A 23,968-nucleotide genomic window follows, 5' to 3' on the forward strand; every position below is an offset into this window, starting at 1 on the left:
CCTATGACCAGTCCAGCACTTTACGAACCCGAAAAGACACGCGTTATCGTCGGTATGTCCGGCGGCGTGGACTCTTCCGTCTCCGCCCTCCTGCTGATGGAGCAGGGCTACCAGGTGGAAGGCCTGTTCATGAAGAACTGGGAAGAGGATGACGGCACCGAATACTGCACCGCCCGCGAAGACCTCGCCGACGCACAAGCGGTCTGCGACCGCATTGGCATCAAGCTGCACACGGCCAACTTCGCCGCCGAATACTGGGACAACGTGTTCGAGCACTTCCTGGCCGAATACAAGGCCGGACGCACGCCGAACCCCGACATCCTGTGCAACCGTGAAATCAAGTTCAAGGCGTTCCTCGACTACGCCCTGATGCTCGGCGCCGACCTGATCGCCACCGGCCACTACGTGCGCCGCCGCGACACCGACGGCCGCACCGAGCTGCTCAAGGGCCTGGACCCGAACAAAGACCAAAGCTATTTCCTGCATGCCGTCGGCGGCAAGGAAATCGCCCGCACCCTGTTCCCGGTCGGCGAGCTGGAAAAACCCGAAGTGCGCGCCATCGCCGAAAAGCACGGCCTGGCCACCGCCAAAAAGAAAGACTCCACCGGTATTTGCTTCATTGGCGAACGCCGCTTCAGCGACTTCCTCAAGCAATACCTGCCTGCCCAGCCAGGCGAGATTCAGACCACCGACGGTGAAGTCATCGGCCGCCATCACGGCCTGATGTACCACACCATCGGCCAGCGCCAGGGCCTGGGCATTGGCGGCCTCAAGGATGCCGGTGACGAGCCGTGGTACGTGCTGGAAAAAGACCTCAGCCGTAACGTGCTGGTGGTCGGCCAGGGCAACGAGCACCCATGGCTGTTCTCCCGCGCGCTGCTGGCTTCGGAGATTTTCTGGGTCAACCCGATCGACCTGTCCAGCCCGCGCCAACTGACCGCCAAAGTCCGCTACCGCCAGAGCGACCAGAGCTGCACCCTGGAGCGCACTGAAAACGGCTACCGCGCAGTCTTCGACGAACCACAACGGGCGGTGACACCCGGCCAGTCGGTGGTGTTCTATGACGGGGAAATTTGCCTGGGTGGCGGCGTGATCGAAACGGCCGAGCCGTGGAGCGCACGCCAATGAGCTCGATTCAGGAGCAATTGATTGCCTTGGGCGGGGTGTTTCAGGCCGCCGTCCTGGTTGACCGCATTGCCCGTACCGGCCAGGCCAGCGAAGCGAACCTGGGCTGCATGCTTGGCAGCCTGCTGGTGCGCGACCCACAAAATACCCTCGAGGTCTTTGGTGGCGACGACCTGAACCTACGCGACGGCTACCGCGCCCTGGCCAGCGCCCTGGAGCGCGACCCGGGCAGCCTGCAGCGCGAACCGTTGCGCTATGCCCTGTCGATGCTGGGCCTGGAGCGGCAACTGGCCAAACGTGGCGACATGCTCGACATGATCGGCAACCGCCTGCCCCAGATCCAGTCCCAGGCCGAGCATTTTGGCCTGGTGCACGAAAACGTCATCGCCTCCAGCGGCGCCCTGTACCAGGACACCCTGAGCACCCTGCGCCAGCGCATCCAGGTGCACGGCGACATGCGCCACCTGCAGCAACCGAGCAACGCCTCCAAAATCCGCGCACTGCTGCTCGCCGGCATTCGTGCCGCACGCCTGTGGCGACAACTGGGCGGGCACCGCTGGCAGCTGGTGATCAGCCGGCGCAAACTGCTTAAAGAGTTGTACCCGATGTTGCGTGGTTAATAGCCCTATCGCGGGGCAAGCCCGCTCCCACAGTGGGAGCGGGCTTGCCCCGCGATGAAAAATTACCGGCAGACCATTGGTCAGCCACCCGACTCAGGCGCATTTTTCATGTATGATATGCGCCCTCTCAAAAGCCTGACTGTCCGAGAACACCCCATGCAGCTTTCCTCGCTCACTGCGGTTTCCCCTGTTGACGGCCGTTACGCCGGCAAAACCCAGGCCCTGCGCCCTATTTTCAGCGAATACGGCCTGATCCGTTTCCGCGCCCTGGTTGAGGTTCGCTGGTTGCAGCGCCTGGCCGCCCACCCGCAAATCGCCGAGGTTCCAGCGTTCTCCGCTGAAGCCAACGCCCTGCTCAACGGCCTGGCCGATGAGTTCGCCCTCGAGCACGCCGAGCGTGTAAAAGAAATCGAGCGCACCACCAACCACGACGTCAAGGCAATCGAGTACCTGCTCAAAGAGCAGGCGGCCAAACTGCCGGAACTGGCCAAGGTCAGCGAGTTCATCCACTTCGCCTGCACCAGTGAAGACATCAACAACCTGTCGCACGCCCTGATGTTGCGCGCTGGCCGTGACGAAGTGCTGCTGCCTCTGATGCGCCAGATCGCCCAGGCCATCCGTGAACTGGCCCACCGCTTCGCCGACGTGCCGATGCTGTCGCGCACCCACGGTCAACCGGCTTCGCCAACCACCCTGGGTAAAGAGCTGGCCAACGTCGTCTACCGCCTGGAGCGCCAGATCGCTCAGGTCGCCGCTGTGCCGCTGCTGGGCAAAATCAACGGTGCCGTCGGCAACTACAACGCCCACCTGTCGGCCTACCCGCAGATCGACTGGGAAGCCAACGCCCGCGCCTTCATCGAAGACGAGCTGGGCCTGGTGTTCAACCCGTACACCACGCAGATCGAGCCGCACGACTACATTGCCGAGCTGTTCGACGCCATTGCCCGCTTCAACACCATCCTGATCGACTTCGACCGCGATGTCTGGGGCTACATCTCCCTGGGCTACTTCAAGCAACGCACCATCGCTGGCGAAATCGGCTCCTCGACCATGCCGCACAAGGTCAACCCGATCGACTTCGAAAACTCCGAAGGCAACCTGGGTATCGCCAACGCGCTGTTCCAGCACCTGGCCAGCAAGCTGCCGATCTCGCGCTGGCAGCGCGACCTGACCGACTCCACCGTGCTGCGTAACCTGGGTGTTGGTTTCGCTCACAGCGTGATCGCTTACGAAGCCAGCCTCAAAGGCATCAGCAAGCTGGAAATCAACGAAGCCCGCATCGCCGAAGACCTGGACGCCTGCTGGGAAGTTCTGGCTGAGCCGATCCAGACCGTCATGCGCCGCTACAACATCGAGAACCCCTACGAGAAGCTCAAAGAGCTGACCCGTGGCAAAGGCATCAGCCCTGAAGCACTGCTGACCTTCATCGATGGCCTGGACATGCCGGCTGAAGCCCGTGAAGAACTGAAGAAGCTGACCCCAGCCTCTTACATCGGTAACGCTGTCGCTCAAGCCAAACGCATCTGATCTGCGCCTTGCGCGTAAACGCCCGGCTCAGCCGGGCGTTTTTATTGCCGAAAGAAATTTACTTTTTTTCAATAGGTTACACATGAATCCTGATACTCCACTGCAGCTGCTGGGCGGCCTCACTGCCCGCGAATTCATGCGCGACTACTGGCAGAAAAAACCTCTGCTGGTACGCCAGGCCTTTGCCGACTTCGAAAGCCCGATCGATGCCGACGAACTGGCCGGCCTGGCCTTGGAAGAAGAAGTTGAATCGCGCCTGATCATCGAGCACGGTGAGCGCCCCTGGGAGCTGCGTCGCGGCCCCTTCGAAGAAGACACCTTCAGCACCCTGCCCGAGCGTGACTGGACCTTGCTGGTACAAGCAGTGGACCAGTTCGTACCAGAGGTCAACGAGCTGCTGGAGCACTTCCGCTTCCTGCCAAGCTGGCGCATCGACGACGTGATGATCAGCTTCGCCGCCCCAGGTGGCAGCGTTGGCCCACATTTCGACAATTACGACGTGTTCCTGCTGCAAGGCGAAGGCAAGCGCAACTGGAAGATCGGCCAGATGTGTGACAGCGACAGCCCACTGCTGGAGCATGCCGACCTGCGCATCCTCGCCGACTTCGAGCAAAGCGATGAGTGGACCCTGGAACCGGGCGACATGCTCTACCTGCCACCACGCCTGGCCCATTTCGGCATCGCCGAAGACAACTGCCTGACTTATTCGGTTGGTTTCCGCGCACCGAGCGCCGCTGAAGTGCTGACCCACTTCACCGATTTCCTCAGCCAGTTCCTGCCTGACGAAGAGCGCTACAGCGACGCCGACGCACAGCCGGTCAGCGACCCACACCAAATCCAGCACGACGCACTCGCCCGCCTGAAGAACCTGCTGACTGAGCACATGGGTGACGAGCGCCTGCTGCTGACCTGGTTCGGCCAGTTCATGACCGAACCGCGCTACCCGGAAATGGTCAGCGGCGAACCGCTGGACGAAGCCGAGCTGATCGAAAGCCTGGCCCAGGGCGCCATCCTGATTCGCAATCCAAGCGCGCGACTGGCCTGGTCGGAAGTCGACGACAACCTGCTGCTGTTCGCCAGCGGCCAGAGCCGTCTGCTGCCGGGCGAGCTGCGAGAGCTGCTGAAGCTGATCTGCGCCGCCGACGCGTTGCACATTGAAAACCTTGAGCAGTGGCTTGAAAACGATCAAGGCCTTACATTGATCTGCGAACTGGTCAAACAAGGAAGCCTGGGGTTTGCCAATGAATAAGATTCGCGTCCGCCTTGCCGACTGGCACAAAGACAACGCTGATATCCGCCGCATCCGTGAAGCCGTGTTTATCGCCGAGCAATGCGTACCGCCTGAGCTTGAGTGGGACGCAGACGACGACAGCGCCGTACACTTCCTCGCAATGGAAGGCGACTACGCCATCGGCACAGCTCGCCTGCTGGCCGACGGCCAGATCGGCCGCGTATCGGTTCTCAAGGACTGGCGTGGCTTGAAAGTCGGTGATGCGCTGATGCAGGCGATTATCGTCGAAGCGCAGAACCGCGACCTCAAACAGCAGATGCTCAGCGCTCAAGTGCAAGCTACGCCGTTCTATGAACGCCTTGGCTTCAAGGTCGTCAGCGAAGAGTTCCTCGAAGCGGGCATTCCGCACGTCGACATGGTTCGCGAGTCGCGCGAACTGGCTTGATCAAAAATCGCGGGGCAAGCCCGCTCCCACACAGGCTTGTGGGAGCGGGCTTGCCCCGCGATAGAGCCAGCAAAACCCCTACAAATTTGCCATCATGTCCACTCCACCCGCGGAGATCATGGACATGCCGCTACGCCCCCTGCTCACCTCCCTGCTTCTGTCGTTCAGCCTGAGCTCGCTGGCCGCCACTGAAGTCCTGCCGCTGAACCACCGTACCAGCGCCGAATTACTCCCCACCGCACAATCCTTCCTCGGCAAAGAAGGCAGCGTCAGCGCCTTTGAAAACAAACTGATCGTCAACGCCGATCCACAACGCATCGACGACCTGCGCACGCTACTGCAACAGCTGGACACAGCACCGCGGCGCTTGATGATCAGCGTCGATAACAACGACAGTAATTACCAGGACAACCGCGGCAACGCCCGCATCATCCACTACGGCACAGCCAACCGCGAAGGCGGCCTGCAACAGGTCCAGGCCACCGAAGGTAACCCCGCACTGATTCAGGTCGGCCAGAGCATTCCGATCACCAGCACCAGCACCGATGGCTATGGCCGCATCCAGAGCGACACCGAATACCGCAACGTCACCCAGGGCTTCTACGTGACTGCAAAGGTCAACGGTGAAAACGTCAACCTGAGCATCAGCACCAACAATGACCGGATGAGCCAGGAGCGTCCCGATGTAGTGAAGGTTCAAAGTACCGACACAACCGTCAGTGGCAAGCTGGGGGAATGGATCACGGTGGCCGGTATCAACCAACAGAGCCAGTCCGAGCGCAGCGCTTCCAGCCTCACCTACAGCACCCAACGCGGTGAAAACATGACTTTACGGGTAAAAGTCGATGCACTGGACTGAACCCAGAGAAATCAAGGCCTCGACCAAAGGCCTCGGAACTGACTGATGAGTCTTGTTAGACCAAAGATGTAGTGGAATGAAAAAAGCACTACAAAACATTTGACGACCTCATTTGGCCAAGGCATGATGGCCCCGCTCCCGCTAATCAGAGGCCCTGACAAGGGCCTTCGAGCCGCGCTCTAACTTACCCACCTGAGCCGACTCGTGTCTGTACAGCCCACAAGGCAGTTTGACGAGATTGCGACTGGAACGAGGTTGTCCTGAGGGACGGAAGCGCATCAAGAGGCACCCGGCAGTACTGTTCACTGTAGTTCGGCAACCACGAGCCACCCTGCATTGATCACCTCGCCTACGCCTGCTCACTTCCCCCTTCGAGCCCCATCGTTCGACCGTCGCAACTTCGCTGAACATGACTGACGCCAGGCTTCTGATCTGCGCAGTGTGAGCGAGAATTTTTACCCAAGACCGATGCGACGAGGTTTATTTCCATGGCACTGACACGCGAACAGCAAATTGCAGCCCTCGAAAAAGACTGGGCCGAAAACCCGCGCTGGAAAGGCGTGACCCGTACCTACACCGCCGCTGATGTCGTTCGTCTGCGTGGCTCGGTCCAACCTGAGCACACCCTGGCCCGTATGGGTGCTGAAAAGCTGTGGAAACTGGTTACCCAAGGTGCACACCCAGCCTTCCGCCCTGAAAAAGATTTCGTCAACTGCATGGGCGCCCTGACCGGCGGCCAGGCTGTTCAACAGGTCAAGGCCGGCATCCAGGCCATCTACCTGTCCGGCTGGCAAGTGGCTGCCGATAACAACTCGGCCGAGTCCATGTACCCAGACCAGTCGCTGTACCCAGTCGACTCCGTACCGACCGTGGTCAAGCGCATCAACAACTCGTTCCGTCGCGCCGACCAGATCCAGTGGAAAGCCGGCAAGAACCCAGGTGACGAAGGCTACGTCGACTACTTCGCACCAATCGTGGCTGACGCCGAAGCCGGTTTCGGCGGCGTACTGAACGCCTACGAACTGATGAAGAACATGATCGAAGCAGGCGCCGCCGGCGTTCACTTCGAAGACCAGCTGGCCTCGGTGAAAAAATGTGGCCACATGGGCGGTAAAGTACTGGTTCCAACCCAGGAAGCCGTACAAAAGCTGACCGCCGCCCGTCTGGCTGCTGACGTTGCCGGTGTACCGACCATCATCCTGGCCCGTACCGACGCCAACGCCGCTGACCTGCTGACCAGCGACTGCGACCCGTACGACCAGCCATTCGTGGTCGGCGACCGCACCCCAGAAGGCTTCTACAAAGTTCGCGCCGGCCTGGATCAAGCCATTGCCCGCGGCCTGGCCTACGCACCTTACGCCGACCTGATCTGGTGTGAGACTGCCAAGCCAGACCTGGACGAGGCCCGTCGTTTCGCCGAAGCGATCAAGAAGGAATACCCAGACCAGATCCTGTCGTACAACTGCTCGCCTTCCTTCAACTGGAAGAAGAACCTGGACGATGCCACCATCGCCAAGTTCCAGCGCGAACTGTCGGCCATGGGTTACAAGCACCAGTTCATCACCTTGGCCGGTATCCACAACATGTGGCACGGCATGTTCAACCTGGCGCACGACTACGCCCGCAACGACATGACCGCCTACGTGAAACTGCAAGAGCAAGAGTTCGCTGACGCATCGAAAGGCTACACCTTCGTAGCGCACCAGCAAGAAGTCGGCACCGGCTACTTCGACGACATGACCACCGTTATTCAGGGTGGCAAGTCTTCGGTTACCGCACTGACCGGCTCGACCGAAGAAGAGCAGTTCCACTGATCACTGATCAGTAGCTGATATTCGGGTAACACTCAAAACCCGGGGCTTGTGATGGGGCCCCGGGTTTTGTTTTTCCGATAGGCTGGCTTGCGGTGGGAGCGGGCTTGCCCGGCGATACGACACTCCTGACAGACCGCAATCGCGGGGCAAGCCCGCTCCCACCGCAACGCATTCCAAAGTAGGTTCTGCGCCGACCGCCATGCGATCTGGCGGATTCGGCACTTTCCTATAAATGCTCAATGGCTATCCTAGGCGCACAACAACACCAAGGATCGGCCATGTCTCGCCCGCTCACCCTTATCGCTCTGGCGCTGATTGGCGCAGCTCTCTATTTATATGCACTGGCCAGTCAACAGGCCCTGCTCGGCCTGGCGGTGAAACCGATCCCGGTACTGGCCCTGATCGTCTGGCTCAATGCCGCCGAGCCTTCCCGCTATCGGCGCTGGATTACTGTGGGCTTGTGGTTCTCGCTGCTGGGCGACATCTTGCTGGCGGTACCTGGCGACCTGTTCGTATTCGGCCTGGCTGCGTTTCTCTGCGCCCACCTGGCCTACCTGCGCGGCTACCTGACCGAAAGTCGTCAACCAGCGGCATGGGCACTGTTGATTTCGGCGAGTGTCGGCGGGGCATTTCTGACCGTGCTGATCAGCCACGGCCTGGGCGAGATGCTGATCCCGGTCACGGTGTATGCCCTGGCCATCAGTGCAATGCTCTGGCGCGCACTGGCCTGTGGCGGCCTGGCGGCGCTGGGCGCGATTGCCTTTGTGTTCTCTGACAGCCTGATCGGCATCGATCGCTTCGTCAGTCAGTTCCAGGCTGTGCCCTACCTGATCATCCTCGCCTACTGGCTGGGACAGTGGGGAATCGCCGCCTCGGTATACACCAGGCGATTTCCGCAAACCTTGATCCAGAGCGCGGCAAACCCGAAAAAACTCAGTTAAAACACAAGGCGTGGAAACTTGCAGGTGTTGCCTATGCCAGCCAACTTTATAATTGACCGTATCAGTGGGTGATCTGTACTTCCTTAAATGATATTAATTATCATTACGAAATTACAACTTCATTACGCTTTGAAAGAAACATAATTAACAAAACCCGGGACAATGCCCGTCCCATGCGGGCTGCAGCGTGTTACGAAAGATTTTTGTTCTTAATCCTACGAATAAATTTGCTGCAGAAATTTTACTTGCACCGGGTTTACCCATAAAATCAGCACGATAGATTCCGCTGCGACATATCGTCACTGCTTTACTACTTTCCAAGCCGCAGAGACTGGTCTCTGTATAAGGATTTTCAGCATGCCCGATTCGACAGGACTCATCGCCCACAACTGGGGCTTTGCCATTTTCCTTTTGGGTGTCGTTGGCCTCTGTGCCTTCATGCTCGGTCTGTCCGCCCTGCTCGGTAGCAAGGCTTGGGGCCGGAGCAAGAACGAACCCTTTGAGTCCGGCATGTTGCCTACCGGCGGCGCCCGTTTGCGCCTGTCGGCCAAATTCTATCTGGTCGCGATGCTGTTCGTGATCTTCGATATCGAAGCCCTCTTTCTCTTTGCATGGTCTGTGTCCGTCCGCGAAAGCGGCTGGACCGGATTCGTCGAAGCTCTCGTTTTCATAGCAATTCTGTTGGCAGGTCTTGTCTACCTTTGGCGCGTCGGTGCTCTTGATTGGGCTCCCGAAGGTCGTCGTAAGCGGCAAGCGAAGCTGAAACAATGAGGCTTTGGCAATGCAATACAATCTCACCAGAATCGACCCGGATGCTCCCAACGAGCAATATCCAATCGGAGAGCGGGAAACCGTCTCCGATTCGCTGCTAGAGGACCAGGTCCACAAGAACATCTTCATGGGCAAACTTGAAGATGTGCTCAGTGGCGCGGTCAACTGGGGGCGTAAGAACTCCCTGTGGCCCTACAACTTCGGCCTCTCCTGCTGCTACGTGGAAATGACCACGGCCTTCACGGCGCCTCACGACATCGCCCGCTTCGGTGCGGAAGTCATCCGGGCATCACCGCGTCAGGCCGACTTCATGGTCATCGCTGGCACCTGCTTCATCAAAATGGCGCCGATCATTCAGCGCCTGTACGAGCAGATGCTTGAGCCCAAGTGGGTCATCTCCATGGGTTCGTGCGCCAACTCCGGTGGCATGTACGACATTTACTCGGTCGTTCAGGGGGTCGACAAGTTCCTCCCCGTGGATGTCTATGTGCCCGGCTGCCCGCCTCGCCCTGAAGCTTTTCTGCAAGGCCTGATGCTGTTGCAGGAGTCGATTGGCCAGGAGCGTCGTCCTCTTTCCTGGGTTGTCGGTGATCAAGGCATTTACCGTGCCGAGATGCCGTCGCAGAAAGAGCAACGCCGTGAACAGCGCATCCAGGTCACCAACCTGCGCAGCCCCGACGAAGTCTGATCCAGCGACCTGTTGCCTGCGCATGCGCGACAGGCAGCCTGGCTTCATTCTCTACGTTGACCGAAAGCGACCGAGACCATGACAGCGGACACCGCTATTTATATCCCGCCTTACAAGGCTGACGACCAGGATGTGGTTGTCGAACTGAACAACAAATTTGGCCCCGAGGCGTTCGTCGCCCAGGAAACCCGCACCGGCATGCCGGTGCTGTGGGTTACCCGCGCCAAACTCAAAGACGTGCTGACCTTCCTGCGCAACGTCGCCAAGCCGTACAGCATGCTCTACGACCTGCACGGTGTGGACGAGCGTCTGCGCACTCAGCGCCGCGGCCTGCCGGGCGCCGACTTCAGCGTTTTCTACCACCTGCTTTCGGTAGAGCGCAACAGCGACGTGATGATCAAGGTAGCCTTGAGCGAAGGCGACCTGAACCTGCCGACCGTCACCGGTATCTGGCCAAACGCCAACTGGTACGAGCGTGAAGTCTGGGACATGTTCGGCATCGACTTTGCCGGCCACCCGCACTTGACTCGTATCATGATGCCACCGACCTGGGAAGGTCACCCGCTGCGCAAGGACTACCCTGCCCGCGCCACCGAATTCGATCCGTACAGCCTGACCCTGGCCAAGCAGCAGCTTGAAGAAGAAGCCGCGCGCTTCAACCCTGAAGCCTGGGGCATGAAACGTCACGGTGCCAACGAGGACTACATGTTCCTCAACCTGGGCCCGAACCACCCATCGGCGCACGGTGCCTTCCGTATCGTGCTGCAACTGGACGGTGAAGAAATCGTCGACTGCGTCCCGGACATCGGTTACCACCACCGTGGTGCCGAGAAGATGGCCGAGCGTCAGTCCTGGCACAGCTTCATTCCCTACACCGACCGTATCGACTACCTCGGCGGGGTAATGAACAACCTGCCGTACGTGCTCGCGGTCGAGAAGCTGGCCGGCATCCAGGTGCCGCAGAAGGTCGACGTGATTCGTATCATGCTGGCCGAGTTCTTCCGGATTACCAGCCACCTGCTGTTCCTGGGTACCTACATCCAGGACGTCGGCGCCATGACCCCGGTGTTCTTCACCTTCACCGACCGTCAGCGTGCCTACACCGTGATCGAGGCCATCACCGGCTTCCGTCTGCACCCGGCCTGGTACCGTATCGGCGGCGTCGCCCACGACCTGCCGCGCGGCTGGGACAAACTGGTAAAAGACTTCGTTGAATGGCTGCCAAAACGCCTCGACGAGTACACCAAGGCGGCCCTGCAGAACAGTATTCTCAAAGGTCGTACCATCGGCGTTGCCCAGTACAACACCAAAGAAGCCCTGGAATGGGGTGTTACCGGTGCTGGCCTGCGTTCCACCGGCCTGGACTTCGACCTGCGTAAAGCCCGCCCTTACTCCGGCTACGAGAACTTCGAGTTCGAAGTGCCGCTGGCCCACAACGGCGATGCCTACGATCGCTGCATGGTCCGTGTCGAGGAGATGCGCCAGAGTATCCGCATCATCGACCAGTGCCTGCGCAACATGCCGGAAGGCCCGTATAAAGCGGATCACCCGCTGACCACGCCGCCGCCGAAAGAGCGCACCCTGCAGCACATCGAAACCCTGATCACTCACTTCCTGCAAGTGTCGTGGGGCCCGGTCATGCCGGCCAACGAATCCTTCCAGATGATTGAAGCGACCAAGGGCATCAACAGTTACTACCTGACGAGCGACGGCGGCACCATGAGCTACCGCACCCGGATTCGCACCCCGAGCTACCCGCACCTGCAGCAGATCCCTTCGGTGATCCGCGGCAGCATGGTCGCGGACCTCATTGCGTACCTGGGCAGTATCGACTTCGTTATGGCTGACGTGGACCGCTAAGCATGAACAGCACGCTTATCCAAACCGACCGTTTCGCCCTGAGCGAAACCGAGCGCTCGGCCATCGAGCACGAAATGCATCACTACGAGGACCCGCGCGCGGCGTCCATCGAAGCCCTGAAGATCGTTCAGAAGGAACGCGGCTGGGTGCCGGACGGCGCCATCTACGCGATCGGCGAAGTGCTCGGCATTCCTGCCAGCGACGTCGAAGGCGTTGCCACCTTCTATAGTCAGATCTTCCGTCAGCCGGTTGGCCGGCACATCATCCGCGTCTGCGACAGCATGGTCTGCTACATCGGCGGCCACGAGTCGGTGGTCAGCCAGATCCAGAGCGAGCTGGGTATCGGCCTGGGTCAAACCACTGCCGACGGCCGCTTCACCCTGCTGCCAGTCTGCTGCCTGGGTAACTGCGACAAGGCCCCGGCGCTGATGATCGACGACGACACCTTTGGCGATGTCCAGCCTGCTGGCGTCTCCAAGTTGCTGGAGGGTTACGTATGACCATCACTTCCTTCGGCCCGGCCAACCGCATTGCCCGTGCGGCCGAAACGCACCCGCTGACCTGGCGCCTGCGCGACGACGGCGAGCCGATCTGGCTGGACGAATACCAGGCCAAAGACGGCTACAGTGCCGCCCGCAAGGCGCTGGCGCAGATGTCGCAAGACGACATCGTCCAGACGGTAAAAGATTCCGGCCTCAAGGGTCGTGGCGGTGCGGGCTTCCCCACCGGCGTCAAATGGGGCCTGATGCCCAAAGACGAATCCATGAACATCCGCTACCTGCTGTGCAACGCGGACGAAATGGAACCTAACACCTGGAAAGACCGTATGCTGATGGAGCAACAGCCCCATCTGCTGGTCGAAGGCATGCTGATCAGTGCCCGCGCACTGAAAGCCTACCGCGGCTACATCTTCCTGCGTGGCGAATACACCACCGCAGCGAAGAACCTCAACCGTGCCATCGATGAAGCCAAGGCCGCAGGCCTTTTGGGCAAGAACATCCTCGGCAGCGGTTTTGATTTCGAGCTGTTCGTGCACACCGGAGCCGGACGCTACATCTGCGGTGAAGAAACCGCACTGATCAACTCCCTCGAAGGCCGCCGCGCCAACCCGCGCTCCAAGCCGCCCTTCCCCGCTGCTGTTGGCGTCTGGGGCAAACCGACTTGCGTGAACAACGTCGAGACCCTGTGCAACGTGCCAGCCATCGTTGGCAACGGCGTTGACTGGTACAAGTCGCTGGCCCGCGAAGGCTCCGAAGACCATGGCACCAAGCTGATGGGCTTCTCCGGCAAGGTCAAGAACCCGGGCCTGTGGGAACTGCCGTTCGGCGTCACCGCCCGCGAGCTGTTCGAAGACTACGCCGGTGGCATGCGCGACGGTTTCAAACTCAAGTGCTGGCAGCCTGGTGGCGCCGGTACCGGTTTCCTGCTGCCTGAGCACCTCGACGCCCAGATGTATGCCGGCGGTATCGCCAAAGTCGGCACCCGTATGGGTACCGGCCTGGCCATGGCGGTCGACGACAGCATCAGCATGGTCTCTCTGCTGCGCAACATGGAAGAGTTCTTCGCCCGCGAGTCCTGCGGCTGGTGCACCCCATGCCGCGACGGCCTGCCTTGGAGCGTGAAAATGCTCCGTGCCCTGGAAAAGGGTCAAGGCAAGGCGGAAGACATCGAGACCCTGCTGGGCCTGGTCAACTTCCTCGGCCCTGGCCGCACCTTCTGCGCCCACGCACCGGGCGCCGTTGAGCCGCTGGGCAGTGCCATCAAGTATTTCCGTCCGGAGTTCGAGGCCGGCGTCGCACCTGTTACAGGTAGCGAAGCCCTGCGCCCGAACCTGGCCAAGCCGATTGTGGTCGGCGCATAACAAATGAAACGCGGGTGGTCCGTGCCACCCGCTGCCTCGACAGCTCGCCAGGTAGTCCCTGCGCGGGCTGCAGGCACACAGATTTCCATTAGCCACGCCCGCAGACGCGGGCCAACGAAGAACTTTGAACCATGGCCACTATCCACGTAGACGGCAAAGCGCTCGAAGTCAACGGTGCAGACAACCTGTTACAGGCGTGTCTGTCGCTCGGCCTCGACATTCCTTATTTTTGCTGGCACCCGGCGCTCGGTAGCGTCGGCGCCTGCCGCCAGTGTGCAGTCAAGCAGTACACCGACGAGAACGACACCCGTGGTCGTATCGTCATGTCGTGCATGACCCCTGCCTCTGACGGCACCTGGATTTCCATCGACGACGACGAGTCCAAGGCGTTTCGCGCCAGCGTCGTCGAATGGCTGATGACCAACCACCCGCACGACTGCCCGGTCTGTGAGGAAGGCGGTCACTGCCACCTGCAAGACATGACGGTAATGACCGGCCACAACGAGCGCCGCTACCGCTTCACCAAGCGTACCCACCAGAATCAGGAGCTCGGCCCGTTCATCGCTCACGAGATGAACCGCTGCATCGCCTGCTACCGCTGCGTGCGTTACTACAAAGACTACGCCGGTGGTACCGACCTGGGCGTGTACGGCGCTCACGACAACGTCTACTTCGGTCGCGTGGAAGACGGCGCGCTGGAGAGCGAGTTCTCCGGTAACCTCACCGAGGTCTGCCCGACCGGTGTGTTCACCGACAAAACCCACTCCGAGCGCTACAACCGTAAGTGGGACATGCAGTTCGCCCCGAGCATCTGCCATGGTTGCTCCAGCGGCTGCAACATCAGCCCGGGCGAGCGTTACGGTGAACTGCGTCGCATCGAAAACCGCTACAACGGTTCGGTCAACCAGTACTTCCTCTGCGACCGTGGCCGTTTTGGCTATGGCTACGTCAACCGCGAAGACCGTCCACGTCAGCCGCTGCTGGCAGACGGCACCAAGTTGAGCCTGGATGCTGCGCTGGACAAAGCCGCCGACATGCTGCGTGGTCGCAACATCGTTGGTATCGGTTCGCCACGCGCCAGCCTGGAAAGCAACTACGGCCTGCGCGAGCTGGTCGGTGCCGAGTACTTCTACTCGGGTATGGAAGCCGGTGAGCTGGAGCGCGTGCGCCTGGCCCTGCAGGTGCTGAACAACAGCCCGCTGCCGGTCCCTACCCTGCGCGACATGGAAGACCATGACGCGGTGTTCGTCCTCGGTGAAGACCTGACCCAGACCGCCGCCCGTGTCGCCCTGGCACTGCGTCAGTCGGTCAAGGGCAAAGCTGAAGCCATGGCCGATGCCATGCGCGTTCAACCTTGGCTCGACGCGGCGGTGAAAAACATCGGCCAACACGCCATGTACCCGCTGTTCATTGCCAGCCTGGCCGAAACCAAGCTTGATGACGTTGCTGAAGAATGCGTTCACGCAGCACCGGACGATCTGGCCCGTATCGGCTTCGCCGTGGCTCACGCCATCGACCCAAGCGCTCCAGCCGTTGAAGGCTTGGACGCCGAAGCCCTGGCCCTGGCCAAGCGCATTGCCGATGCCCTGGTTGCAGCCAACCGTCCGCTGGTGGTCGCTGGTACTTCGCTGGCCTCCACGGCGCTGATCGAAGCCGCCGCCAACATCGCCAAAGCCCTGAAGCTGCGCGAGAAGAATGGCTCGCTGAGCCTGGTCGTTCCTGAGGCCAACAGCCTGGGTATGGCCATGCTCGGTGGCGACTCCATCGACGCCGCGCTGGATGCTGTGATCAGTGGCAAGGCCGACGCCATCGTCGTCCTCGAAAACGACCTGTACAGCCGCGTGCCGGCCGCCAAGGTCGACGCTGCCCTGGCCGCCGCCAAAGTGGTGATCGTTGCCGACCACCAGAAGACCGCGACCGCCGAACGCGCGCACCTGGTTCTGCCAGCCGCTACCTTCGCCGAAGGTGATGGCACCCTGGTCAGCCAGGAAGGCCGTGCCCAGCGCTTCTTCCAGGTGTTCGACCCTACCTACCTGGACAGCAGCATCCTGGTTCACGAAGGCTGGCGCTGGATGCACGCCCTGCGTGCGACCCTGCTCAACAAGCCGGTCGACTGGACCCAGCTGGACCACGTCACCAGCGCCTGCGCATCTGCCGCACCGCAGCTGGCGGGTATCGTCAACGCTGCGCCGTCCGCTTCGTTCCGTATCAAAGGCATGAAGATCGCGCGTGAGCCACTGCGTTACTCCGGTCGTACCGCCATGCGCGCCAACATCAGCGTGCACGAGCCGCGTACCCCGCAAGACAAAGACACCGCGTTCGCCTTCTCCATGGAAGGTTACTCGGGCACCGCAGAACCTCGTTCGCAAGTGCCTTTCGCCTGGTCTCCGGGCTGGAACTCGCCACAGGCGTGGAACAAGTTCCAGGACGAAGTGGGTGGCAGCCTGCGCGCTGGCGACCCTGGCACCCGCCTGATCGAAACCGAGGGCGACAAGCTGAACTGGTACTCCAGCGTACCGGCGGCCTTCTCCCCGGCCCGTGGCACCTGGCAAGCGGTACCGTTCTATCACCTGTTCGGCAGCGAAGAGAACTCCTCGCGCGCCGCGCCGGTACAAGAACGTATTCCGCAGGCCTACGTTGGCCTGGCCAAGTCCGAAGCCGACCGCCTGGGCGTCAACGATGGCGCGATGCTGAGCTTGAACGTAGCCGGCCAGACCCTGCGTCTGCCGCTGCGCATCAATGAAGAACTGGGCGCAGGCCTGGTTGCCCTGCCCAAAGGCCTGGCCGGCATTCCGCCTGCCATCTTCGGTGCATCCGTCGAAGGCTTGCAGGAGGCAGCACAATGACCTGGTTCACCCCTGAAGTGATCGAAGTGATCATCGCCGTCGTCAAAGCCATCGTCATCCTGTTGGCGGTGGTGGTCTGCGGCGCGCTGCTCAGCTTCGTCGAGCGCCGTCTGCTGGGCTGGTGGCAGGACCGTTATGGTCCGAACCGCGTGGGCCCGTTCGGGATGTTCCAGATCGCAGCCGACATGCTGAAGATGTTCTTCAAAGAAGACTGGAACCCACCCTTCGTCGACAAGATGATCTTCACCCTGGCGCCGGTCGTGGCCATGAGTGCCTTGCTGATCGCCTTCGTGATCATCCCGATCACCCCGACCTGGGGTGTCGCGGACCTGAACATCGGTGTGCTGTTCTTCTTCGCCATGGCTGGTCTGTCGGTGTATGCCGTACTGTTCGCCGGTTGGTCGTCGAACAACAAGTACGCCCTGCTCGGCAGCCTGCGCGCCTCGGCCCAGACCGTGTCGTACGAAGTGTTCATGGGCCTGGCGCTGATGGGTATCGTTGCCCAGGCAGGCTCGTTCAACATGCGCGACATCGTTGACTACCAGGCACAAAACCTGTGGTTCATCATTCCGCAGTTCTTCGGCTTCTGCACCTTCTTCATCGCTGGCGTCGCCGTGACTCACCGTCACCCGTTCGACCAGCCGGAAGCGGAACAGGAACTGGCTGACGGTTACCACATTGAATATGCCGGTATGAAATGGGGCATGTTCTTCGTTGGTGAATACATCGGCATCATTCTGGTCTCGGCGCTGCTGGTTACCCTGTTCTTCGGCGGCTGGCACGGCCCATTTGGCCTGCTGCCACAGATCCCGTTCATCTGGTTCGCCCTGAAAACCGCGTTCTTCATCATGCTGTTCATCCTGCTGCGCGCCTCGATCCCGCGCCCACGCTATGACCAGGTGATGGACTTCGGCTGGAAGTTCTGCCTGCCGCTGACCCTGATCAATTTGCTGGTGACCGCTGCGCTCGTGCTCTACAACGCGCCAGCTGTTGCGGCCCAGTGAGGATTTGACCCATGTTCAAATATATTGGCGACATCGTTAAGGGCACTGGCACCCAGCTGCGCAGCCTGGTGATGGTGTTCTCCCACGGTTTCCGCAAACGTGACACCCTGCAGTACCCCGAAGAGCCGGTCTACCTGCCGCCACGCTACCGTGGCCGTATTGTCCTGACCCGCGATCCGGATGGCGAAGAGCGCTGTGTAGCGTGCAACCTGTGTGCCGTGGCCTGCCCGGTGGGTTGCATCTCGCTGCAGAAAGCCGAAACAGAAGACGGTCGTTGGTACCCGGAGTTCTTCCGCATCAACTTCTCCCGTTGCATTTTCTGCGGCCTCTGCGAGGAAGCCTGCCCGACCACCGCAATCCAGCTGACGCCGGATTTCGAAATGGCCGAGTTCAAACGTCAGGACCTGGTGTACGAGAAAGAAGATCTGCTGATCTCCGGCCCCGGCAAGAACCCTGACTACAACTTCTACCGTGTTGCAGGTATGGCTGTTGCCGGCAAGCCGAAAGGCGCCGCGCAGAACGAAGCCGAGCCGATCAACGTGAAGAGCTTGCTCCCTTAAGGAAGAAAGATGGAATTCGCTTTCTATTTCGCATCCGGTATCGCTGTGGTGTCCACCCTTCGGGTGATCACCAACACCAATCCCGTGCACGCCCTGCTCTACCTGATCATTTCGCTGATCTCCGTGGCGATGACCTTCTTCGCCCTCGGTGCGCCGTTCGCCGGTGTACTGGAAGTGATCGCCTACGCTGGCGCCATCATGGTGCTGTTCGTCTTCGTGGTGATGATGCTCAACCTGGGCCCGGCTTCGGTCGCCCAGGAACGCGGCTGGCTCAAGCCGGGTATCTGGCTGGGGCCGGTGGTCCTGGCTGCGCTGCTGCTGCTCGAACTGCTGTACGTTCTGTTCGGCAACCAGAGCGGCGCCGGTATCGGTCACACCACGGTCGACGCCAAGGCGGTCGGCATCAGCCTGTATGGCCCTTACCTGCTGGTGGTTGAACTGGCCTCGATGCTGCTGCTCGCTGCAGCAGTGACGGCGTTCCACCTCGGCCGCAACGAGGCGAAGGAGTAATAACATGCCTGCAATTCCTCTCGAGCATGGCCTGGCAGTCGCCGGCATCCTGTTCTGCCTCGGCCTTGTTGGCCTGATGGTGCGCCGCAACATTCTGTTCGTGTTGATGAGCCTGGAAATCATGATGAACGCCTCGGCACTGGCGTTCATCGTTGCTGGTAGCCGTTGGGCACAGCCGGATGGGCAGATCATGTTCATCCTGGTGATCAGCCTGGCAGCCGCCGAGGCCAGTATCGGCCTGGCGATCCTGCTGCAACTGTATCGCCGCTTCCACACTCTCGACATCGATGCTGCCAGTGAGATGCGCGGATGAACCTTATCTTTCTGACGTTCGTATTCCCCCTGATCGGCTTCCTGCTGCTGTCGTTCTCACGCGGTCGCTGGTCCGAAAACCTGTCGGCGCTGGTGGGTGTCGGTTCCGTTGGCCTTTCGGCTGCCGTAGCCGCCTACGTGATCTGGCAGTTCAACGTTGCACCGCCTGAAGGCGGCGCCTACAGCCAACTGCTGTGGCAGTGGATGTCGGTGGACGGTTTCGCACCGAACTTCACCCTGTACGTGGATGGCCTGTCGGTCACCATGCTCGGTGTAGTTACCGGTGTGGGCTTTCTCATCCACCTGTTTGCCTCCTGGTACATGCGTGGCGAAGCCGGCTACTCGCGGTTCTTCTCCTACACCAACCTGTTCATTGCCAGCATGTTGTTCCTGGTTCTGGGCGACAACCTGCTGTTCATCTACTTCGGTTGGGAAGGCGTAGGCCTGTGCTCGTACCTGTTGATCGGTTTCTACTACAGCAACCGCAACAACGGTAACGCCGCACTGAAAGCCTTCATCGTGACCCGTATCGGCGACGTGTTCATGGCCATCGGCCTGTTCATCCTGTTCGCCCAGCTCGGCACCCTGAACGTGCAGGAGCTGTTGGTACTGGCACCGCAGAAGTTCCAGGCGGGCGACACCTGGATGGTGTTGGCGACCCTGATGCTGCTCGGTGGTGCGGTCGGTAAATCCGCCCAGCTGCCACTGCAGACCTGGCTTGCAGACGCGATGGCCGGCCCTACCCCGGTTTCGGCACTGATCCACGCCGCAACCATGGTGACTGCCGGTGTCTACCTGATCGCCCGTACCCACGGCCTGTTCACCCTGGCACCTGACATCCTGCACCTGGTGGGTGTGGTTGGCGGCGTGACCCTGGTACTGGCTGGCTTCGCTGCTCTGGTTCAAACCGACATCAAGCGTATCCTCGCCTACTCGACCATGAGCCAGATCGGCTACATGTTCCTGGCTCTGGGCGTTGGTGCCTGGGAAGGCGCGATCTTCCACCTGATGACCCACGCCTTCTTCAAGGCCCTGCTGTTCCTTGCCTCCGGTGCGGTGATCGTTGCCTGCCACCACGAGCAGAACATCTTCAAGATGGGCGGCCTGTGGAAGAAACTGCCGCTGGCCTACGCCAGCTTCATCGTCGGTGGTGCCGCCCTGGCTGCCCTGCCGCTGCTGACCGCCGGTTTCTACTCCAAGGACGAGATCCTCTGGGAAGCCTTCGCCAGCGGTAACAACGGTCTGCTGTACGCCGGTCTGGCTGGTGCCTTCATGACCTCGCTGTACACCTTCCGCCTGATCTTCATCGCCTTCCACGGCGAAGCCAAGACCGAAGCCCATGCTGGCCACGGGATTTCCCACTGGCTGCCACTGGGTGTGCTGATCGTGCTGTCGACCTTTGTCGGTGCGTGGATTCATCCACCTCTGGCAGGTGTGCTGCCGCAGAGCGTCGGCCATGCCGGCGGCGAAGCCAAGCACAGCCTGGAAATCGCCTCGGGCGCCATCGCCATCGCCGGTATCCTGTTGGCTGCGGTGCTGTTCCTGGGCAAGCGTCGCCTGGTGACCGCGATCGCCAACAGCGGCATCGGTCGTGTTCTGTCGGCCTGGTGGTTCGCCGCCTGGGGCTTCGACTGGATCTACGACAAGCTGTTCGTCAAACCTTACCTGCTGATCAGCCACATCCTGCGCAAGGATCCGGTTGACCGCAGCATTGGCCTGATTCCGCGTATGGCTAAGGGCGGTCATGCCGCCATGAGCAAAACCGAAACCGGTCAGCTGCGCTGGTACACCGCTTCGATCGCCGTAGGTGCCGTGCTTGTACTCGGTGCCGTTGTTATGGCTGCGGTCTGATATGAACCTTGCGACTTTGCGAAAGGAATTGAGCCCGTCATGATTTTGCCTTGGCTGATCCTGATCCCCTTCATCGGCGGCCTGCTGTGCTGGCTGGGTGAGCGCTTCGGCGCCACCCTGCCGCGCTGGATTGCGCTGCTGACCATGTCCCTGCTGCTTGGTATCGGCCTCTGGCTGTGGGCCAACGGGGACTACACCCTGGCCCCTGCACCGGGCGCTGCGCCTGAGTGGGCGGTCGAATTCAAAGTGCTGTGGATCGAGCGCTTCGGCATCAGCCTGCACCTGGCCCTCGACGGCCTGTCGCTGCTGATGATCCTGCTCACCGGCCTGCTCGGTGTGCTCTCGGTACTGTGTTCCTGGAAAGAGATCCAGCGTCACGTCGGCTTCTTCCACCTCAACTTGATGTGGATTCTGGGCGGCGTGGTCGGTGTGTTCCTGGCCCTGGACCTGTTCCTGTTCTTCTTCTTCTGGGAAATGATGCTGGTGCCGATGTATTTCCTCATCGCGCTCTGGGGTCACAGCTCCTCCGACGGCAAGAAGACCCGGATCTACGCAGCGACCAAGTTCTTCATCTTCACTCAGGCCAGCGGCCTGATCATGTTGGTGGCGATCCTGGGTCTGGTACTGGTCAACTACAGCAACACCGGTGTGATCACCTTCGACTACACCCAGTTGCTCAAGGCTGAACTGCCTGCCGGCACCGAATACCTGCTGATGCTCGGCTTCTTCATCGCCTTCGCGGTCAAGCTGCCTGTCGTACCGTTCCACTCCTGGCTGCCGGACGCCCACGCCCAGGCACCAACCGCAGGTTCGGTTGACCTGGCGGGTATCTTGCTGAAAACCGCTGCCTACGGCCTGCTGCGTTTCGCCCTGCCGCTGTTCCCGAACGCCTCGGCCGAATTCGCGCCAATTGCCATGACCCTGGGTCTGATCGGGATCTTCTACGGTGCGTTCCTGGCCTTCGCGCAGACCGACATCAAGCGTCTGGTGGCGTTTTCCAGCGTTTCGCACATGGGCTTCGTGCTGATCGGTATCTACTCCGGCAGCCAGCAAGCCCTGCAAGGTGCGGTGATCCAGATGCTGGCGCACGGTCTGTCGGCGGCAGCACTCTTTATCCTCGCTGGCCAGCTGTACGAGCGCCTGCACACCCGTGACATGCGTGAAATGGGTGGCCTGTGGCATCGCATCGCTTACCTGCCTGCCATCAGCCTGTTCTTCGCTGCAGCGTCCCTGGGCCTGCCGGGCACCGGTAACTTCGTTGGCGAATTCCTGATCCTGATCGGCAGCTTCGTGGCTTCGCCGTGGGTCACCGTGATCGCCACCTCCGGCCTGGTATTCGGTTCGGTGTACTCGCTGATCATGATTCACCGTGCCTACTTTGGCCCTGCGAAGTCGGACGAAGTCCTGGCTGGCATGGACACCCGCGAACTGATCATGGTACTGGGCCTGGCTGGCCTGCTGATCTTGCTGGGCGTCTACCCGCAGCCGTTCCTGGACACTTCTGCCGCCACCATGAGCGGTGTGCAGCAGTGGATCGGCTCCGCTTTCACTCAACTCGCTTCGGCCCGGTAAGAGCGCTATGGACCTGACGATTCAACACTTTATCGCGCTTGCGCCGCTGCTGATTACCACCATCACCGTTGTTGTGGTGATGCTGGCAATCGCATGGCGCCGCAACCACTCGCAAACCTTCCTGCTGTCGACCGTGGGCCTGAACCTGGCCCTGCTGTCGATCCTGCCGGTTCTGAAAGTTGTTCCACTGGCGGTCACCCCGCTGCTGACCATCGACAAGTTCGCCTGCCTGTACATGGCGCTGATCCTGGTTGCCACCCTGGCCTGCGTTACCCTCGCCCATGCATATCTGGGTGAAGGCGGCAAAGGCTACCCGGGCAACCGCGAAGAGCTGTACCTGCTGATCCTGATGGCTGCCCTGGGTGGCCTGGTTCTGGTCAGCGCGCAGCACCTGGCCGGTTTGTTCATCGGTCTGGAACTGCTCTCGGTACCGGTCTACGGCCTGGTCGCTTATGCCTTCTTCAACAAGCGTTCGCTGGAAGCCGGTATCAAGTACATGGTGCTGTCGGCTGCCGGTTCCGCGTTCCTGCTGTTCGGTATGGCCCTGCTGTACGCCGATGCTGGCAGCCTGAGCTTCGACGGTATCGGTAAAGCCCTGGCGACCACCAGCATGCCAAGCCTGCTGGCACAACTGGGCCTGGGCATGATGCTGGTCGGCCTGGCATTCAAACTGTCGCTGGTTCCGTTCCACCTGTGGACTCCAGACGTTTACGAAGGTGCTCCGGCGCCGGTCGCTGCCTTCCTGGCCACCGCCAGCAAGGTTGCCGTGTTCGCTGTCGTGGTACGCCTGTTCATGCTCTCGCCTGCGGCCAGCAGCGGTGTGCTGACTACCGTACTGTCGGTGATTGCAGTTGCCTCGATCCTGATCGGTAACCTGCTGGCACTGACCCAAAGCAACCTCAAGCGTCTGCTGGGTTACTCCTCGATCGCCCACTTCGGCTACCTGCTGATCGCCCTGGTGGCGAGCAAAGGCCTGGCCGTTGAAGCCATCGGCGTGTACCTGGTCACCTACGTGATCACCAGCCTCGGTGCGTTCGGTGTCATTACCCTGATGTCGTCGCCGTACAACGGCCGTGACGCTGATGCGCTGTACGAGTACCGCGGCCTGTTCTGGCGCCGCCCGTACCTGACTGCGGTACTGACCGTGATGATGCTGTCGCTGGCCGGTATCCCGCTGACTGCTGGCTTCATCGGTAAGTTCTACATCATCGCCACCGGCGTTGAGTCGCAACTGTGGTGGCTGGTCGGTGCACTGGTGATTGGTAGCGCCATCGGCGTGTTCTACTACCTGCGCGTCATGGTTACCCTGTACCTGATCGAGCCAAACCTGCGTCGTCACGATGCCCCGCTGAACTGGGAACAGCGCACCGGCGGCGTCATGCTGCTGGCCATCGCCATCCTGGCCTTCGTGCTGGGTGTGTACCCGCAGCCGTTGCTGGACATGGTTCAACATGCCGGCCTGCAACTGATCGGCTGATCGACCTAGCAGTAACAAACACCCCGCTTCGGCGGGGTGTTTTGTTTCTACCTCCTGCTAGGAGCGGGCTTGCCCCGCGATAGCAATCTATCTG

At 60.8% G+C, this 23,968-nt stretch carries 21 protein-coding genes; all 21 read left to right on the plus strand.

Annotated features, from left to right (window positions below):
* Window positions 1-3: 3 nt before the first annotated feature.
* Window positions 4-1,128: a tRNA 2-thiouridine(34) synthase MnmA gene (gene mnmA, locus E1573_RS01895; protein ID WP_133210097.1), complete on the plus strand. Its 1,125-nt coding sequence runs from the start codon at window positions 4-6 to the stop codon at window positions 1,126-1,128.
* Window positions 1,125-1,745, plus strand: a complete 621-nt coding sequence (gene hflD, locus E1573_RS01900; RefSeq protein WP_133210099.1) for a high frequency lysogenization protein HflD — start codon at window positions 1,125-1,127, stop codon at window positions 1,743-1,745. The genes mnmA and hflD overlap by 4 nt, the downstream gene beginning before the upstream one ends.
* 156 nt (window positions 1,746-1,901) lie before the next feature.
* Window positions 1,902-3,272, plus strand: a complete 1,371-nt coding sequence (purB, locus tag E1573_RS01905; protein ID WP_133210101.1) for an adenylosuccinate lyase — start codon at window positions 1,902-1,904, stop codon at window positions 3,270-3,272.
* An 82-nt stretch (window positions 3,273-3,354) separates the two neighbouring features.
* Window positions 3,355-4,521, plus strand: a complete 1,167-nt coding sequence (locus tag E1573_RS01910) for a cupin domain-containing protein (RefSeq protein ID WP_133210103.1) — start codon at window positions 3,355-3,357, stop codon at window positions 4,519-4,521.
* Window positions 4,514-4,948: a GNAT family N-acetyltransferase gene (locus E1573_RS01915; protein ID WP_133210105.1), complete on the plus strand. Its 435-nt coding sequence runs from the start codon at window positions 4,514-4,516 to the stop codon at window positions 4,946-4,948. The genes E1573_RS01910 and E1573_RS01915 overlap by 8 nt, the downstream gene beginning before the upstream one ends.
* A gap of 124 nt (window positions 4,949-5,072) precedes the next feature.
* Entirely contained in the window at window positions 5,073-5,807 is a 735-nt protein-coding gene (locus tag E1573_RS01920; protein WP_256659460.1) for a secretin N-terminal domain-containing protein, read from the plus strand.
* Between the two features lie 488 nt (window positions 5,808-6,295).
* Window positions 6,296-7,621: an isocitrate lyase gene (aceA, locus tag E1573_RS01925; protein ID WP_133210109.1), complete on the plus strand. Its 1,326-nt coding sequence runs from the start codon at window positions 6,296-6,298 to the stop codon at window positions 7,619-7,621.
* Between the two features lie 278 nt (window positions 7,622-7,899).
* On the plus strand, window positions 7,900-8,562 hold the full coding sequence (locus E1573_RS01930; protein ID WP_133210111.1) for a lysoplasmalogenase: 663 nt from the start codon (window positions 7,900-7,902) through the stop codon (window positions 8,560-8,562).
* 357 nt (window positions 8,563-8,919) lie between these two features.
* Window positions 8,920-9,333, plus strand: a complete 414-nt coding sequence (locus tag E1573_RS01935) for an NADH-quinone oxidoreductase subunit A (RefSeq protein ID WP_010220397.1) — start codon at window positions 8,920-8,922, stop codon at window positions 9,331-9,333.
* Between the two features lie 10 nt (window positions 9,334-9,343).
* Window positions 9,344-10,021: an NADH-quinone oxidoreductase subunit B gene (locus E1573_RS01940; protein WP_010220398.1), complete on the plus strand. Its 678-nt coding sequence runs from the start codon at window positions 9,344-9,346 to the stop codon at window positions 10,019-10,021.
* Between the two features lie 78 nt (window positions 10,022-10,099).
* Window positions 10,100-11,881, plus strand: coding sequence for an NADH-quinone oxidoreductase subunit C/D (gene nuoC / locus E1573_RS01945; RefSeq protein WP_128324643.1), 1,782 nt, complete (start codon window positions 10,100-10,102; stop codon window positions 11,879-11,881).
* A 2-nt stretch (window positions 11,882-11,883) separates the two neighbouring features.
* A complete protein-coding gene (gene nuoE, locus E1573_RS01950) occupies window positions 11,884-12,381 on the plus strand; it encodes an NADH-quinone oxidoreductase subunit NuoE (RefSeq protein WP_012313767.1) in 498 nt (165 codons plus the stop codon).
* Complete coding sequence (gene nuoF / locus E1573_RS01955; RefSeq protein ID WP_133210113.1) at window positions 12,378-13,742, plus strand: NADH-quinone oxidoreductase subunit NuoF; 1,365 nt, start codon at window positions 12,378-12,380, stop codon at window positions 13,740-13,742. Before nuoE ends, nuoF begins: the two co-directional genes overlap by 4 nt.
* 131 nt (window positions 13,743-13,873) lie before the next feature.
* Complete coding sequence (nuoG, locus tag E1573_RS01960) at window positions 13,874-16,588, plus strand: NADH-quinone oxidoreductase subunit NuoG (RefSeq protein WP_133210115.1); 2,715 nt, start codon at window positions 13,874-13,876, stop codon at window positions 16,586-16,588.
* Window positions 16,585-17,592, plus strand: coding sequence for an NADH-quinone oxidoreductase subunit NuoH (gene nuoH, locus E1573_RS01965; RefSeq protein ID WP_133210117.1), 1,008 nt, complete (start codon window positions 16,585-16,587; stop codon window positions 17,590-17,592). The genes nuoG and nuoH overlap by 4 nt, the downstream gene beginning before the upstream one ends.
* A gap of 11 nt (window positions 17,593-17,603) precedes the next feature.
* Entirely contained in the window at window positions 17,604-18,152 is a 549-nt protein-coding gene (gene nuoI, locus E1573_RS01970) for an NADH-quinone oxidoreductase subunit NuoI (RefSeq protein WP_009400993.1), read from the plus strand.
* A gap of 9 nt (window positions 18,153-18,161) precedes the next feature.
* Window positions 18,162-18,662, plus strand: a complete 501-nt coding sequence (gene nuoJ / locus E1573_RS01975; protein ID WP_133210119.1) for an NADH-quinone oxidoreductase subunit J — start codon at window positions 18,162-18,164, stop codon at window positions 18,660-18,662.
* Between the two features lie 4 nt (window positions 18,663-18,666).
* Window positions 18,667-18,975 (plus strand): NADH-quinone oxidoreductase subunit NuoK, encoded by a 309-nt coding sequence (gene nuoK, locus E1573_RS01980; RefSeq protein ID WP_028944232.1) that lies wholly within the window; start codon window positions 18,667-18,669, stop codon window positions 18,973-18,975.
* On the plus strand, window positions 18,972-20,825 hold the full coding sequence (gene nuoL, locus E1573_RS01985) for an NADH-quinone oxidoreductase subunit L (protein WP_133210121.1): 1,854 nt from the start codon (window positions 18,972-18,974) through the stop codon (window positions 20,823-20,825). The genes nuoK and nuoL overlap by 4 nt, the downstream gene beginning before the upstream one ends.
* Before the next feature lie 39 nt (window positions 20,826-20,864).
* Complete coding sequence (gene nuoM, locus E1573_RS01990) at window positions 20,865-22,397, plus strand: NADH-quinone oxidoreductase subunit M (RefSeq protein WP_133210123.1); 1,533 nt, start codon at window positions 20,865-20,867, stop codon at window positions 22,395-22,397.
* Window positions 22,398-22,404: 7 nt separating this feature from the next.
* Window positions 22,405-23,874, plus strand: coding sequence for an NADH-quinone oxidoreductase subunit NuoN (gene nuoN / locus E1573_RS01995; protein ID WP_133210125.1), 1,470 nt, complete (start codon window positions 22,405-22,407; stop codon window positions 23,872-23,874).
* The last annotated feature ends 94 nt before the right edge of the window (window positions 23,875-23,968 follow it).

Origin of the sequence: Pseudomonas sp. H9 (assembly GCF_004353925.1) — a bacterium.
GTDB lineage: Bacteria > Pseudomonadota > Gammaproteobacteria > Pseudomonadales > Pseudomonadaceae > Aquipseudomonas.

What these genes read in the sequence shown, in the direction of transcription:
- E1573_RS01930 (WP_133210111.1), top strand. Translation starts at nt 7,900, where the DNA reads ATGTCTCGCCCGCTCACCCTTATCGCTCTGGCGCTGATTGGCGCAGCT.
- nuoJ (WP_133210119.1), top strand. Translation starts at nt 18,162, where the DNA reads ATGGAATTCGCTTTCTATTTCGCATCCGGTATCGCTGTGGTGTCCACC.
- aceA (WP_133210109.1), top strand. Translation starts at nt 6,296, where the DNA reads ATGGCACTGACACGCGAACAGCAAATTGCAGCCCTCGAAAAAGACTGG.
- nuoH (WP_133210117.1), top strand. Translation starts at nt 16,585, where the DNA reads ATGACCTGGTTCACCCCTGAAGTGATCGAAGTGATCATCGCCGTCGTC.
- E1573_RS01910 (WP_133210103.1), top strand. Translation starts at nt 3,355, where the DNA reads ATGAATCCTGATACTCCACTGCAGCTGCTGGGCGGCCTCACTGCCCGC.
- nuoG (WP_133210115.1), top strand. Translation starts at nt 13,874, where the DNA reads ATGGCCACTATCCACGTAGACGGCAAAGCGCTCGAAGTCAACGGTGCA.
- purB (WP_133210101.1), top strand. Translation starts at nt 1,902, where the DNA reads ATGCAGCTTTCCTCGCTCACTGCGGTTTCCCCTGTTGACGGCCGTTAC.
- E1573_RS01940 (WP_010220398.1), top strand. Translation starts at nt 9,344, where the DNA reads ATGCAATACAATCTCACCAGAATCGACCCGGATGCTCCCAACGAGCAA.
- E1573_RS01915 (WP_133210105.1), top strand. Translation starts at nt 4,514, where the DNA reads ATGAATAAGATTCGCGTCCGCCTTGCCGACTGGCACAAAGACAACGCT.
- E1573_RS01920 (WP_256659460.1), top strand. Translation starts at nt 5,073, where the DNA reads ATGCCGCTACGCCCCCTGCTCACCTCCCTGCTTCTGTCGTTCAGCCTG.
- nuoL (WP_133210121.1), top strand. Translation starts at nt 18,972, where the DNA reads ATGAACCTTATCTTTCTGACGTTCGTATTCCCCCTGATCGGCTTCCTG.
- nuoK (WP_028944232.1), top strand. Translation starts at nt 18,667, where the DNA reads ATGCCTGCAATTCCTCTCGAGCATGGCCTGGCAGTCGCCGGCATCCTG.
- nuoI (WP_009400993.1), top strand. Translation starts at nt 17,604, where the DNA reads ATGTTCAAATATATTGGCGACATCGTTAAGGGCACTGGCACCCAGCTG.
- mnmA (WP_133210097.1), top strand. Translation starts at nt 4, where the DNA reads ATGACCAGTCCAGCACTTTACGAACCCGAAAAGACACGCGTTATCGTC.
- E1573_RS01935 (WP_010220397.1), top strand. Translation starts at nt 8,920, where the DNA reads ATGCCCGATTCGACAGGACTCATCGCCCACAACTGGGGCTTTGCCATT.
- nuoC (WP_128324643.1), top strand. Translation starts at nt 10,100, where the DNA reads ATGACAGCGGACACCGCTATTTATATCCCGCCTTACAAGGCTGACGAC.
- nuoE (WP_012313767.1), top strand. Translation starts at nt 11,884, where the DNA reads ATGAACAGCACGCTTATCCAAACCGACCGTTTCGCCCTGAGCGAAACC.
- nuoF (WP_133210113.1), top strand. Translation starts at nt 12,378, where the DNA reads ATGACCATCACTTCCTTCGGCCCGGCCAACCGCATTGCCCGTGCGGCC.
- nuoM (WP_133210123.1), top strand. Translation starts at nt 20,865, where the DNA reads ATGATTTTGCCTTGGCTGATCCTGATCCCCTTCATCGGCGGCCTGCTG.
- nuoN (WP_133210125.1), top strand. Translation starts at nt 22,405, where the DNA reads ATGGACCTGACGATTCAACACTTTATCGCGCTTGCGCCGCTGCTGATT.
- hflD (WP_133210099.1), top strand. Translation starts at nt 1,125, where the DNA reads ATGAGCTCGATTCAGGAGCAATTGATTGCCTTGGGCGGGGTGTTTCAG.